The sequence below is a fragment of the Bradyrhizobium sp. 179 genome (genome assembly GCF_023073535.1).
In the GTDB taxonomy this organism is placed as follows: Bacteria; Pseudomonadota; Alphaproteobacteria; order Rhizobiales; family Xanthobacteraceae; genus Bradyrhizobium.
This window is the reverse complement of sequence record NZ_JADPJR010000124.1, coordinates 1-13,425: the sequence shown is the minus strand read 5'-3', so window position 1 is coordinate 13,425 and position 13,425 is coordinate 1. Positions and strand designations below refer to the sequence as shown.

General features: G+C 56.5%; 7 protein-coding genes, 3 pseudogenes and 1 riboswitch. Of the genes and pseudogenes, 5 read left to right on the top strand and 5 right to left on the bottom strand.

Translation table 11 applies throughout. The features are described 5' to 3' along the window. Positions 1-223: 223 nt before the first annotated feature. From IVB12_RS28685 to IVB12_RS28675, 3 genes are all read right to left on the bottom strand, one after another. Positions 224-673 (bottom strand): ParB N-terminal domain-containing protein, encoded by a 450-nt coding sequence (locus tag IVB12_RS28685; RefSeq protein WP_247304125.1) that lies wholly within the window; start codon positions 671-673, stop codon positions 224-226. 1,289 nt (positions 674-1,962) lie between these two features. Then, positions 1,963-2,064: riboswitch (glycine riboswitch) on the bottom strand. Positions 2,065-2,118: 54 nt separating this feature from the next. Continuing rightward, complete coding sequence (locus IVB12_RS28680) at positions 2,119-3,294, bottom strand: PLP-dependent transferase (RefSeq protein ID WP_247304124.1); 1,176 nt, start codon at positions 3,292-3,294, stop codon at positions 2,119-2,121. 264 nt (positions 3,295-3,558) lie between these two features. After that, positions 3,559-3,720 (bottom strand): hypothetical protein, encoded by a 162-nt coding sequence (locus tag IVB12_RS28675; protein WP_247304122.1) that lies wholly within the window; start codon positions 3,718-3,720, stop codon positions 3,559-3,561. Between the two features lie 690 nt (positions 3,721-4,410). Between IVB12_RS28675 and IVB12_RS28670 the strand changes: the two genes are divergently transcribed. From IVB12_RS28670 to IVB12_RS28660, 3 genes are all read left to right on the top strand, one after another. Beyond that, the gene (locus IVB12_RS28670) at positions 4,411-4,617 is read left to right on the top strand and encodes a hypothetical protein (protein WP_247304121.1); all 207 of its coding nucleotides are present in this window, start codon (positions 4,411-4,413) and stop codon (positions 4,615-4,617) included. A gap of 214 nt (positions 4,618-4,831) precedes the next feature. Continuing rightward, complete coding sequence (locus tag IVB12_RS28665; RefSeq protein ID WP_247304120.1) at positions 4,832-5,827, top strand: succinylglutamate desuccinylase/aspartoacylase family protein; 996 nt, start codon at positions 4,832-4,834, stop codon at positions 5,825-5,827. A 395-nt stretch (positions 5,828-6,222) separates the two neighbouring features. Then, the gene (locus IVB12_RS28660; RefSeq protein WP_247304119.1) at positions 6,223-6,978 is read left to right on the top strand and encodes a GntR family transcriptional regulator; all 756 of its coding nucleotides are present in this window, start codon (positions 6,223-6,225) and stop codon (positions 6,976-6,978) included. A 716-nt stretch (positions 6,979-7,694) separates the two neighbouring features. Here the strand turns inward: IVB12_RS28660 and IVB12_RS28655 are convergent. Further along, positions 7,695-8,525, bottom strand: a pseudogene (locus IVB12_RS28655) (isocitrate lyase/phosphoenolpyruvate mutase family protein). 1,378 nt (positions 8,526-9,903) lie between these two features. Here IVB12_RS28655 and IVB12_RS28650 point away from each other — a divergent pair. Beyond that, the gene (locus IVB12_RS28650; RefSeq protein ID WP_247304118.1) at positions 9,904-10,464 is read left to right on the top strand and encodes a hypothetical protein; all 561 of its coding nucleotides are present in this window, start codon (positions 9,904-9,906) and stop codon (positions 10,462-10,464) included. 1,336 nt (positions 10,465-11,800) lie between these two features. Continuing rightward, positions 11,801-12,898 (top strand): annotated as a pseudogene (locus tag IVB12_RS28645) (IS3 family transposase); the annotation flags it as partial. Positions 12,899-13,249: 351 nt separating this feature from the next. On the opposite strand, the pseudogene IVB12_RS28640 reads toward IVB12_RS28645, so the two are convergent. Then, positions 13,250-13,425, bottom strand: a pseudogene (locus IVB12_RS28640) (IS110 family transposase); the annotation flags it as partial.

Sequence of the window (13,425 nt, the reverse complement as noted above, 5' to 3'; positions counted from 1 at the left end):
GATCTCATCCTACGGCAGCCATCGCAGCGATGCCCCTACTGCAGAAGACGTATCCGTGAAAAACTGCAGCACAAACCAATTCTGCCAAAGTAGTGCTAGTATTGCGGCAGCGCCGCTACCTTACGGTAAACTATCCAACAGGCAGCTATTTGCCGATCAGCCACCCCGAACTTCGATCGAGGGGCGATGTAGCTCACTAATTTCTCAAGCAACAAAGGGCCAATCATTTCGATCCGTCTTGAGCCATCAGCTGTTTCAGTGATCGTCGTCTCAACTCTTCGAGGTTCACCGAGCAAGATGGCAGTGGGACATGTAGCCGGTGTCGTGTTGTCTTGTATTTCATCAAATCACCTGATAGGCCGGCTTTGACAATACGCCCCGCATCAACAGGTGCCCCATCGGCCCAATACGTTACTTCCAAATTGGGGTCGTCGTAGGAAAGCAGGACGCATGGAACAACGGCCAAACAGAGTCCGATCGCACAGAAGCGGCGATGGTGACCATCCATGATCACAGAATGGCTGCGTTCAACTAAGATCGGTTCCGTCCACCTGCCCTCTTCCTTGATTGCCTTTGCCAGCAGCCTAGCTCGTTCGATGTCAATTTCTTCGGTGGGCCTCAGCCGCGTGACTGGCAGTTTAATTATGGAGTAGTTCGATCCAGCGTCATTCATTTAAGTGACCGCCTCCCATCTTCCCTTCGCCACGGGGTGCTTGGATAAACACAAGCGATCTGCGAAAGAGCTCTGACGAGAATATGAGCAGGTATCGTGCCAAGGTAAGCAATTCTGAGGGAACTGATCGCAAGGATCGGCGGCCTGAGAGTTACTGCCTCGCAAGTTTTGCGTCTTCGAAACTCAAATTATCGTAGTTCGCCGCACTGTGGAGGCGAACCTCCCCATCAATAAGCAGCGCTTCGTGACATTTGGTAATGCATTTAGCGCGCCGGGGCTGCACGTGAGCCCGAACCAGGAAGACGCGTTCGGCCCGGCACAAGTTGTTGGAAATCTTACGCATCGATTCTCTTTATTCTTTTATTCTAACATGGACACGCCTGACGTGCGGAAACCCGAGCTGCCGCGTCGAACTCGGTCTTGCTGGCGACGAAAGCGGAGGATTTTCCTTTTCTCACACTCGACCCTGATCTCTTCATCCTGCGCCATCCTCATGAGATGAGTTCGCGCCCTATCGCGTGCTGTTGCGGTTGTGTTCTCTTCCTATTTGGGGTGGACGTAACGAATTTGCCATCCACGACAGCTTGTGCCAAGACCGTGTCGGAGTGACGAGAAGAACGGCTCCCGCCGTGAACATCCACTTGATGCCCTTAGTACCGTGGACCAGCTGTTCCAGACCTCGGCGTTCAAGGCAGAGAGGTGTCCCCCGTTGGTGAACGGAGTTTCCTTCCACCGCAGGGCAGGCGTCATGGCCGCATGAAGCCATTGCGACAGCTGTCCAGCCTCCGGTGCGATCCTGGCCACATCGAAACCGAGCGAACACAAGCCCCGCAAGATCCCGCGCGGGCTGTTCTCAACGTCCAGCAGCTTGCTCCGCACCAGCTTGCGCGCGGTCAGCACGGCTCACACTTGCTGCGCAGCGATCGACTTGCAGTGCACCGGCCGTAATCAGGCCAGCCGCATGTCGTTGCGGTCCGACTTCACCGGTATCGCCTCGAAGGCATCGCTCACATGGCGCGTCTCCAAAAGCTCGACTGCAAGGGCTAGCGGTCGAAAACTATCACCCGGCCACCACGCCTGGCGAGGCGATAGGCCGTTGTGATGCCGGTAATTCCTCGTCGATTACGGAAACGCGAGATGTATCGGGTGTGGTCATAGGTGTTGCTTCCCGCCCACTGCGGGTGATTCACTCCCCTCTGTCATTGGCCTAAGGGCTTCATCGCGCCCACTCACTAGGGCAACGACTTTTAACATCGCGCAGAACTGCCGTCCCGCTTTTCAGAGCTAAACCACGAAAAGCGGTACTTTTGTCTATGAGTGTCCCGGGGGCGATTGCTCCGTCGGCGCCGCTTCAGCGTTGGAGCACAAACGATCTCTCCTGCTGTTCCTGAGATTGCCCGGTCGATACCTTGAACTGTTAAACGTGGTTTACGTGCAGTTGCACATCAGCCCAAGAGAACATCCGACATTCTTTCAAGATCGCGCCAAAGTTCTTCAGCGCTTTCCAGACCAAGGCTCAGTCGGATATAGCTTCGGCGCAAGTCCGAGGGCATTGCTTGCCGCTCGCCTGCGACAGTCATGGGGGCGACAATGCTTCGCGTACCTCCCCAAGAAGCACCGATCACAAACGTCCTCAACTGGTCGAGAGCACGGTCAACTGTGCTGACATCGACTCCCTGCAGTAGGAGGCTAAAAACACCGGGGCAGCCCGCGAAGTCACGCTGCCATAAGGCATGCCCAGAGAACGAAGGAAGAGATGGATGCAAGACCTTAAGACCTGACTGTTCCAAGCGGTGCGCGAATAGCTCGCCAAGTGCGCCCGCGTGCCTTATCCGAAGAGCCATCGTTTGGATGCCCCGTAACGCCTGCCAGCAATCATCGGGGGATGTGCCTATCCCCAGAGCGCCCAAAGTGCTCCGAACACGCGCATACAGATCAAGATCATTAAGAATGATCGCACCCAGAAGTAGGTCGGAGTGACCACCTGCATATTTAGTAAGCGCCTCGGCCACGATATCCACGCCCAGGCTTAGAGGTCTACACAGCAAACCAGTCGCCCATGTATTGTCGCATCCCAGAAGCGCGCCAGATCTTCTGCACCTCGCTGCGATGGCCGGGATATCACAGATTTCCATCGTGGTTGAGCCCGGCGACTCAATCCAAACTAGCTTGGTTGCGCCAGGTCGTAACTTGGCGTCGAGGTCGCCGAGACGAGTCGGATCAAAGTACTCTGTATCGACTCCAAAGGCCCGAAGGATCGTCCGCGCGAATAGCTTCACTGGAGGATAGACATTGTCCCCGATCAAGAAGTGCTCGCCATGGCTCACCAGGGCGAGCATAACGGTTGTTATCGCGCACTGCCCCGACGGCACGATGATAGATCGGCTGGCGGAGTGAATTTCCGCTACCTGGTTCTCCAAGGTTCGGGTTGTTGGCGTTCCAGCGAGGCCATAAGTATAGCCATCCGGCGACCGCGTCGCGCGCGCGCGATAGGCCGCAGCGTTTGGGAAAACAATCGTTGAAGCTCGATAAAGCGGTACCGAGAGACTGGCAAACCCTTCAAGCGACGCCGCTGGCGGAGCGACGCACAGCGTATCGTTGTTGTTCGAGCTGATGTCCATGGGGCCGAAGGCAGGTCTCAAGGGTTATTGGCTAGTTAATGATAGTCGATTCCGCAAAGCTATTTCGCTGTAGCAGGCGTTGCATCACGCTCAGGGAAGTCGTAGCTCATGATCGTTCTTGCGACACACCCTTCCACGATTTTCTGAGCGAGGCCTTGATCTCGATCAAGTCACAGAATTCTTTGTCCTCAGGTCCAAACGCGAAGGACGGACGCGCTGCGTTGATCTGAGCCAGCGCTTCGTCAGGTCCAGAGAACGCATCCTTCAATAGATCAACCGAAGCGAAGTTGCACTATTGGTGTCGAGATTCGATAGAGCGCCACGCAAGGTAAGCATGCCACGCGCTTCATGTGACAGAGTCTGATCGTTATCCATCACGATCATGCCCGATGTGCGCCTTTGCGCCGATGCCTCGATCGCCTTCATGCCGTGAGTCTGACGTCGCGGCAGAAAGTTGATTATTACTCGGGTTCAGTTCTGGACTTCGGATATCAGGCCGCTATTAGCGATTGCGCGACGTGATCGCGCGAGGATTGCAATAATCATTAGCAGTAAGAGCGCACGCGCATGGCCGAACCGCCATGTTCAGCCCATCTATTATCATGGCTACACCGAAGTCGCAGTGTCCGCCGCAGGCGAGTTTCTGAATGATCTCCCGGCCGGTGCTGCTGTTGGATTTGACTATGGACCCGACATGTTTGGGCGCGGATCGATCGCACTGATCGATTGCTTGAGGGCGGCAGCGCAAGTTCTATCGCACCGGGCCGACCTCATCTGGCAGCAGCGGCGCGTCTTAAGTCAGCATGACCTGGCCACCAAACGTCGGGCCTGTCGCATAACAAGGGAGAGCGTTTTGCTGGTGGCCGATCTGCGATAGTGTGGACTGGCTTCCAGTTCGCTTTGATGCCGCAGGAAAGAGTTGCGCACAACCGAACTACAACGTTCCATTGGACCGCGGCAACTTCATCTGAGTTGATATAGGTGCACGCCGTGCTGATCAGATCAGTCGATCTGGATCGGGTCGCGAAAGGTCGGTAAGGCAACGGCAGGGCAGGAAGACATCACGGGTCCGCGAGAGGCGTGACAGTTCGACTAGCAGAGAAGGTAAGGCCTGGGATGATCGGCGCCATGGTCTATCGTTTCTTTGAGGAACTCTGGTCGGAGCGCAGCCTGTCTCGCCTGACGGCGGCAGGTCGTGTCGGCCACGGCTCACGAAACGCGTTGACGGAAGCGCCATCATTGATGGCCGGCTCGAACGAGATCATCCTGGGAGACATGGTCCTGCATCTTGAACCCAAGCTTGAGATGGCAGGCGGCGTGTAGCAGACCGAAGAAGTCTTTCGAGCTGCCGAAAGTGGTCCTTGAATTTCTGAGCGACATCGCGCCAGAACGATTGCCCAGTCGATCTGTAATATCTATATCAAGCCGCATGGTCCCGCCCCAGTCGTCGACCTGCAAGCGAAGAAAACTTCGCTGCGTTAGCCGAGCGATGACAGCCAGATCGCTTCACTGAATAGGGTTAACAATGAAAAGTCGCGTGTGGAGCAAGATCGATTTTTCGGCAACTGGAATGCAGGCGGACTATGCCCGCGTCCCATATTCGTCCGACATAGCCGCCTACGGCTGGATACCGGTTCCCATACTCTGTTTCAACGGCGGTAGCGGACCAACCGCTCTATTGACAGCAGGAACGCACGGCGACGAGTACGAGGGCCAAATCGCGCTACGCAATCTCGCAAGGGAGTTGTCTTCAAGCGAAAATCTGCGCGGTCGGATCATTATCCTTCCTGCTCTGAATTGGCCCGCCGTTAGCGCTGGTCGCCGGGATTCTCCGCTCGACGGCGGTAACCTCAATCGTGAGTTTCCGGGCGACGCAAATGGTGGGCCAACCGCAATGATCGCCCACTATATAACGTCAGAACTGTTTCCTCTGGCGGATGTCGTGCTTGATCTTCACTCCGGTGGCCGGTCGCTGGACTATTTGCCGGTCGCGCTCGCCCGCTCCGGCCGGAACGACGCTGAAGCTGCCGCGATTTTGCGGCTTCTGAAAAGCTTTGACGCACCATTTGGGGCGATTACCCATGGCTCGGGTGCCGGCTCAACCCTCTACGCCGCTGCTGAGCAACACGGAATTCCTGCTCTGACGACCGAGCTGGGTTTCGGGGCCACTCTCTCGGAACGTGGGCTGCGGATCGCTGAGCGTGGCCTGAGACGGGTTCTGCACGATTATGAAATTCTTCCGGCTTTGGATCCCATCGAGCCCAGCTCGTCCGTGATCCTCAAATATCAAAGCCCGCACAACTCCATCTACGCGCCTTGCGACGGCCTCTTCGAGCCATTCGCCAAACCCGCCGATCAAGTCAAGGCGAACCAGTCGGCGGGACGGATCTATCCATTAGGTGATGTTGCTGCCGAACCGGCCGAACTGAAGTTTCCCGCCTCTGGTGTCGTTGCTTACCGACGCTTTCCCACTTTGGCTCACACGGGTGATGCGCTTTTTGGTCTAATGTCGTTGATGGAGGATGTCGCTTGATACTCGCGCTCGGTGGCCATGCCGCGCCTTCCTCGAGCGAACTCCCTGTCATTCGCTTCAACGGAGCATGATCCGCCAGAGTTCAAGGCCGCTTCCGAAGTCAGGCTGGGACTAAAAACCGAAAGGGATGACCATCATTTCATAAATCTCATCGGCTTAGCCAAGCAAGAGTTCATCTTTGTATCCTCGGGATTGCTACTAAGGCCCAATTCCAGCTGCTGTAACGCAATTAAGTGCAAAACGTTGACAGAAAATGCCAAGTATAAGGTATGCCATCGCCCTATTCTACATGTTCGCACTCAACGCACCTCGCTGACGATCGAGATTGCTAGGGACAGTTCCACTAGGCGCAATCGGAATGCGAACACATTCGGCCAGAGGGAGATCGGAACGATATGTCGGTAGCACCTTCTCGTCTCCGTCCCAGGTCATCGGTACCCAATGAGATTCTGAAGCGAATCTCCAATGGGACTTGTCAGCCGGATGCGCCAATTCCGCCCACTGCTATGTTCGGAGAGGAATTCGGAGTCAGCCTTATCACGATTAAACGGGCGCTTCGGGTCATCCAAGCTGCTGGCGTGATCATCTCTGTTGGCGGGAAGGGTACAAACGTCAAGAAGCAGGCCAGGATTCTGCACACGCTGGATTTGACGGCTGCCTCCTTTGAGGGGACGACAATGAAATTGCTTTGCATCATACGAGAGAGGATTTCAGACCGTGTTATGCTTACATTCCGCCCGCCGAGGGAAGCGATGCTGTGCGTCCGCAAGACGATATTTATCGACGATATGCCGTTCTTGTATGACTCGACCTATCTGTCTACAGATGTGGACGGTGAGATCGTAGACAAGTTTGCTGAGCGATTTGTCGCTGAAGCGCTGCGCTATTACAACATTCTCGTGACAAATACTGATCTTGTCATTGATGCCGCTCCCGGCACCGGACAGGTCGAAGAAGTATTCGGAATACTAACTGAATATCCCATTCTTCGAGGGTTTTTCAAGTTCAGTACGGATACTGCAGACGTTTCGGTCTATGGTGTTCTCCAGGCACCATTCGAGCGTCTTTCCTGTTCTGTCAATTTTCCAGCGCGTGGACGCGCCTCGCGCGCAGCGGGACCGCGCGTCAATGCTTCAGGGCCTCGATCCTAGCGCGCGCAAGCACTCGATGAAATTTGTGCTTTGTTAAGCTCGCGCACAATGGCAAACGCAATGCGTGAGCTGCGGCAGCAAATCTAACCACACAGCTCAAGCGCGCCAATTCTTCTAGAAGGTACCATCCGGTGAAGCTTTTAATTACTCACAAATCTCCTCCGACCATGGCGCCCGGCGCGATGTCGGTGAGCGTGACGGCCCGCGCCACATGACGGTATTGTCAGGCCGCGGATCGCTGGTAGCCGGCCGAGCAGGGCGATCCTTGATAGATAATGTTATGTAGCGCGTTGTGCAGGATGGCAGTGCCATGGATTTGGGCTAGCGGTTTCGAGTTGAGATCCGTAAGCAGTCGCAGTCGAGAGCCAACTGGCGGAGGCGAGAATGAGAGCATGCTTGGAGCATTCAGAGGCATTTCATTCGCTTCTTCATCCTGCGTTCGCTTCGCAAGCATCGTGAACGCTTCTGTTCAGTGTTAAGTGCCGCAGTTGTTTGACCATCCCAGATATTGAAGGGGTAGGTGTGAATGGCCAGTGACGCATACACCTGAGTCAGCCGCCGTGTGAGCTTCCTTCAGCGTCAGGGACAGATGTTTAGCGATCTTCCGGAGCCGTCCCGGATGTTAGGTCGCGGGCCTTGCTGGGTGATACTGGAGCGACACCGAAGAGAGGCTTAGGGGCGCCTCGGGCGGGTTTTGAAGAAAGGAACTTTAGGTGTCAACCCTGCTGACATGGACTAGCTGGGCTGCAGAGATTTTTTTCACCCGCGGCGAGTTCGTCATATCTTAGAAGCTCGAACGTCTCGCTGAGCTGGGCGATATGGGATTCTATGCCCGCAACGCTCTCTTGGGCTGCGGTGCTATCGCAGACGCGCCGCATTGCAGCTGCCGCAGCTCGCATGGAGTGATTGGCCCAGACGACCGTGGAGATCCCTGCATCACGAAAGGTTGACAGTGACGTTCGATAGTATGTCGTCGGGACAATCACAACGGGTAGCCGGTTTCGCGACTCGCTGACAAACGAAAGAGTTTCGTATGCGGTACTTTTTCGCGAGTGAATCAAGATTGCGTCGGCGCCCGCCTCGGCACAGGCATGAGTACGCAAGATGGCTTCATTCAATCCATGTCCAGCGATCAGCGCTTCGATCCTTAGCCACGAGAACAAGGTGTTCAGCAACAGTGTCTTTCACCGGCCGCAGGCGACCGGAGAATTCATCGATATCGGCGAGCGGATGCCGCTCACCAATCAGCGAGTTCAGCTTCGGAAAGCAGCTGTCCCCAAGCGAGACGCCCGCCGCGCCAGCCTGATGAAGTTTGCGTGCGAGGAGACGAGCATTGTTGAAATTGCCGAACCCCCGTGACCGTCAACGAGCACAGGTAGCTCGGTTGAGTCCACTATGCATTCGACGCGCTGGACGAGCTGGGTCCATGAAGCTTCATTGGCATCCCGATAGCCGAGCGAGCTGGCAATCGACAAACCAGAGGCCCAGAGCCCCTTGAATCCCGAGCGCTGGGCGATCGTGGCAGACAGGACATCCTGCGCTTCCATCAGAAACGACAGACCATTTCGAGCGCACCTAGGCGCGAAGCTTTTCCACAGTCGATGGCTGTGCGCATTGACGACCTGCGTTAGGCCGAACTGGATTGTGGCTGATTCTGCTAGAAATCGTGGAGGCCGAGCTTCAATTCGCGCAAAGTTCACTGGTCATATCGTTTTGTCGTGATGTCGATCAATGACCAGCGTGGGTAGTCTATTGAGCCATAAAGGCTTGCATCATAGGATTGGCGCCGAACGTTAGCCTGTCGTTATGTTCGGATGAAGGTCAAGCCGACACGCTGGAGTGGAAAGCTTTGGTGCAAATGAAGATCTGGGCTCGCGAGCTGCATGCTGCAGCCCTTCACAGAGCATTCAGCCGTGGCGGGAGGAGCGCCTCGTCAAAGGGTGATATCCAGGCCACACAAATGTTGAAATGTCGACTGCTACCCTTGTCGTAAATGCTGCAATTGCGTTGTGACATATGTCTCAATCTCGTCGAGAGGAGGACTGCAGTTCGATGGCAGTCTCCCGAGAGTGGACCGGCAATCTCCCAAGAACTTGTCCTGCCGCCAGAGTTTGCGGGTGCCACTGAGTGGCATGTCACTTGCTGATCTCGTTCTTGTTCTCTCGGCTCCAGGAGAAATTCATGGCGGATTTGCAAGAGGTTGTGCTGTTGGAACGGGAGTCTTCCTGCCGCCCTACAGCGCCGACCTCAATCCAATGGAGCAGTCTCCGGCAGGCTCAAGACCCTGCTCCGAAATCCGCCGGGCGAATCGCAAATACAACCTGGAAGCCCATCGCTGTCTTGCTGGACTGCTTCATGCCCCAGGAATGCGCCAACTACATCGTCAACGTCGGATACGCTTCATGACGCACTCAGGCTCAGATCTTTAGAATGGCAAAAGCTCGGCAACGGTAAGAGGAACGGTACGATGTTTTGTTGGGTGTGTTGGGTTCGCGACACAGGTGTTCAACCGTGTTCGCAGAGCCGAACCGACCAGAAAGCAGTAAAAAGAGGGCCCGGCACAATCATCAAAGTGGCGCGAGTTTTGATGCGTTTCCCTGCGGCGCGGCAGGAGTTGCCAGCTGGACCTCATGTTTCGGGTTACCGTCACCGGTAGCACGGAGGGGGAAAGCGGCATGACAGGCCTCCTTCAAATTGCATGCTATTGGATGGTCGGCATGGCAGAGTTCGTGACCTCCGACGCTATGCGCGAGTTTCGACCTCCGGAAGAAGATTTTGAAGACCGGCTCCAGCCGCTTTCTTTGGACGGCGAGTCCTTGCCTAGCAGGGGCCAGCTTTTTTGCGCGCTTGGGCTTGGCTTGATGCTTGCGGTCAGCAACGCGATCCGCTTCGGCTCTTCCATAAAGCCTTACAGGAGGTGCTTGCATGAGCTTGGATATTCATTGCGATGGCGCGCCGCGCGGCAGCCCCGCCGCAGGTCAAATCCATGATCTTGGCGTTGAACCGGTCATTAATTGCGCCGGCATGCGTAGCTTCTACGGCGGATGCAATCCAACGCGATCTGTGCTCGCCGCAATGGAAGCCTCGGGTCGAGGTTTTGTCGTTATGGACGAACTGGCAGAAGTGGTGGGCCGAAAATTGGCCACGCTCACCGGTGCCGAGTGGGGCCTCGTGACTGGTGGAAGCGTGGCAGCAGTAAGCCAGGCTGTTGCTGCTTGCATAGCGGGTAACGATCCAGAGAAGATGCTGAAGCTCCCATTACGCGCGAGAAGGCGGTGGTTGTCGCTGCTGATCAACGGATGGCTTACGAGCATGCAATCCGTGCAGTCGGTTGTATGGTGCTTCCTATCGGCCGTGCCTCAGAGTTGGACCACCTTCCAATCGAGAACTTTGCGGGAATATGCGTCGTTGCCTCAGATATTGCGAAGTCTGTCGTGCCCTTCGAGGAAATTGCTCTGCGCTCTAAACAATTGGGGATCCCGCTGATTGTGGACGCGGCCGGAGCAGCCCCACGATTTCCGAGCGTTTGGCTTCGAAACGGGGCCGATCTGCTGATTAATTCGGGCGGCAAGTATATCCGCGGACCGCAATCTAGCGGCTTCTTACTTGGCTCGGAAAGACTATGTAGAGCAGCGTACCTGAATGGACCTCTGGCCAATCGTTTGGTCGGTCAATGAAAGCTGGTAAAGACGAGATCATCGGTGCTTACGTCGCGTTAGAGCAATGGGTAAGGGGAGGGCTGCTCGTGCGATGGAAAGGTGGCGCGAGTGTATTTCGATAATGAAGCGCGAATTTTTGAGTGTGCCTGGCCTGGCTGTCGAAGAGATGGAGCCAGACTCTGCATTCTGCAATCCACGAATTGCCGTTTCCTGGCAGGCTAAAACGTTCCCAGTAAAAGCCGACGTGATCGCCAGGAGGCTGGCCACCGGGCGTCCGCATTGTGCTGCACGACTGTTGGCAGCGCCCGCAGCGGATCGTAGTCGATCCGACCAATCTGACCAAAGTCGAAGCTGAGATCGTCGGCCGCTCAATCGTTCATGCCATTTCAGAGCCGCCTTTAGCGCCAGCGGCGCCTCAAGAGGCTGGTTTCGAGGAGCTAGCGGGAGCATGGCAGGTCTTTATCGACGTTCTTCACAGTAGCGCTGTCCATGCGTTCATGCTGCTACAGGATCGTCAAAACATTGTGGGCACGCACATCGGCGCTGAGGTCTCGGGTAACTGCAGAGGCAACATAGCTGGGTCGAAATTGAAGCTGTTTTCCCAATTGCCAGGCGATCCCTTCCTTGGACCACGAGTTCGAAGGAACGCTTCGCGATGGCATTTTGACAGGGGTTGTTTCTTGGGTGCGTCCGCAGCCAAGTATAGCGGCCTCACCTTTAGGCGGCAATTCGGACGTGCGAGTTGGCGCGCCACGCGTACCGGAACAAATCACAGGGATGGCGTAAAATGTGCAAATCGTGGCTAAACGGTCCTCTAAAAAAGGATTCCGAGCCATATCTTCGGAGGACAAATGCGGCCCAGTCTACGCTCGCATACTGTTGATAAGCGTCGCTAAGCTGATTGAATCGTATTTTGTCGCCTCGAAATACAAGTGCAGGCCGGCCGCTTCACATGTGTGTAGTGCAGACTACGGTTGATGGAGACCTACGGGGAAGGTGTGTGGTCGAGACGCCACGACTGACACGACCAAACAGCGGTCAAAAGTCGGCTTGCGCCGTAGTTCGTGTGATACACCATCGCTAGAATACTGAAATGGACCCCGGTTTTGGGACCAGAGGCTAAGTTGGAAAAGGGCCGCTCCGTTTGATAGACGGAGGGCATGATGACAAAGAAGACACGACGGAAGATCGACGCGGCGTTGAAGGCGAAAATTGCGCTGGAAGCGGTGCGGGAGCAGGCGACGGTTGCCGATCTGGCCCTGCGCTATGAGGTTCGCCCGAACCAGATCTATGCCTGGAAGAAGCAGCTGCTGGACCAAGCGGCCCGGGCTTTTGACGCGGGTGTCGAGCGCGAGAGCGAGGAAGCGCGCGAACGCGAGATCGAGAAGCTGCACGCCAAGATCGGACAACTGACAGTCGAGTGCGATTTTTTAGCGCGGAGGTCCGGAAGATGAGCACGCCGGACCGTCGAGGAATGCTCGATCGCGCCGACCAGGCGCTGTCGATCCGCCGGCAATGCATGTTGCTTGGCATCGCCCGTTCTGGGGTCTACCGGCCGCCACGGCCGGCCAACGACAACGACCTTGCCCTGATGCGGCGCCTCGACGAGCTGTTCACCGCCTGGCCGTTCCTGGGCTCGCGGCGAATGACCGCGATGCTGAAGGCTGAGGGGCTTCAGGTCAATCGCAAGCGCGTGCAGCGGTTGATGCGCAAGATGGGCATCGCGGCGTTGGGACCAAGGCCGAACACGACGAGGCCGGCGCCGGGCCACAAGGTCTATCCCTATCTGTTGCGCAAACATGACGATCGACCGGCCGAACCAAGTGTGGGCGGCCGACATCACGTATCTGCCCATCGGCCGCGGCTTTCTCTATCTCGCCGCCATCATCGACTGGGCGAGCCGTACGGTTCTGGCGTGGCGGTTGTCGAATACGATGGACGTCTCGTTCTGCGTGGCGGCTCTGGAAGAGGCGCTGGCGAAGTACGGCACGCCGGAGATTTTCAACACCGACCAGGGCAGCCAGTTCACCAGCGTGGCCTTCACCGGCGCGCTGGCGGCCGCAAAGATCAAGATCTCCATGGATGGCCGCGGTCGTTGGATGGACAACGTCTTCATCGAGCGGCTGTGGCGGTCTCTCAAGCATGAGGACATCGATCTCAAGGGCTATGCCGACGGCCGCGAGGCCAAGGCAGGGATCGCGAGCTGGATCACCTTCTACAACGACCGTCGCCTTCATCAGTCCCTCGGCTATCGCACGCCGATGGCGGTCTGGCGCGAACGGATGCAGGCCGCGAAGGCTGTGGACATGGTGGACAACGCTGACGCGTTGACCACATGCCCCATCTGTGGACGCCCCGGTGGATGCAAGAAGAATCTTTCGATCAGGTGTTGCGCGTAGTCGGGTGCTGACATCTGTCCGGCCTTTATTGCGACCGTCATATGTCGCGGGCCCGTATGGGAGTTCGCGGATCAGGTCCAAATCACAGCGGCGTACTTGGAAGGACCTGGGCATGTACTGGTTTTCCTGACCCCGTCTCATCGACTGTTGCGCCGTACCTTCCGTTTGACCTTCCTACCTCCTCGACGACCTCTGGGTCGGGCGGATTAGCGATTAAGCCGCTGCGACCGGAGCTTTGTAGACCCCACCGTTGACCATCAAAGCCCAAACGGTACGGGCCATCTTGTTGGCAAGAGCCACCGCGACAAGCATGGGCGGCTTACGAGCGAGCATGCGCTCCAGCCATCTCCCTTGCGATGCACCGCGTCGGCGAGCCAGCTTCACCACCG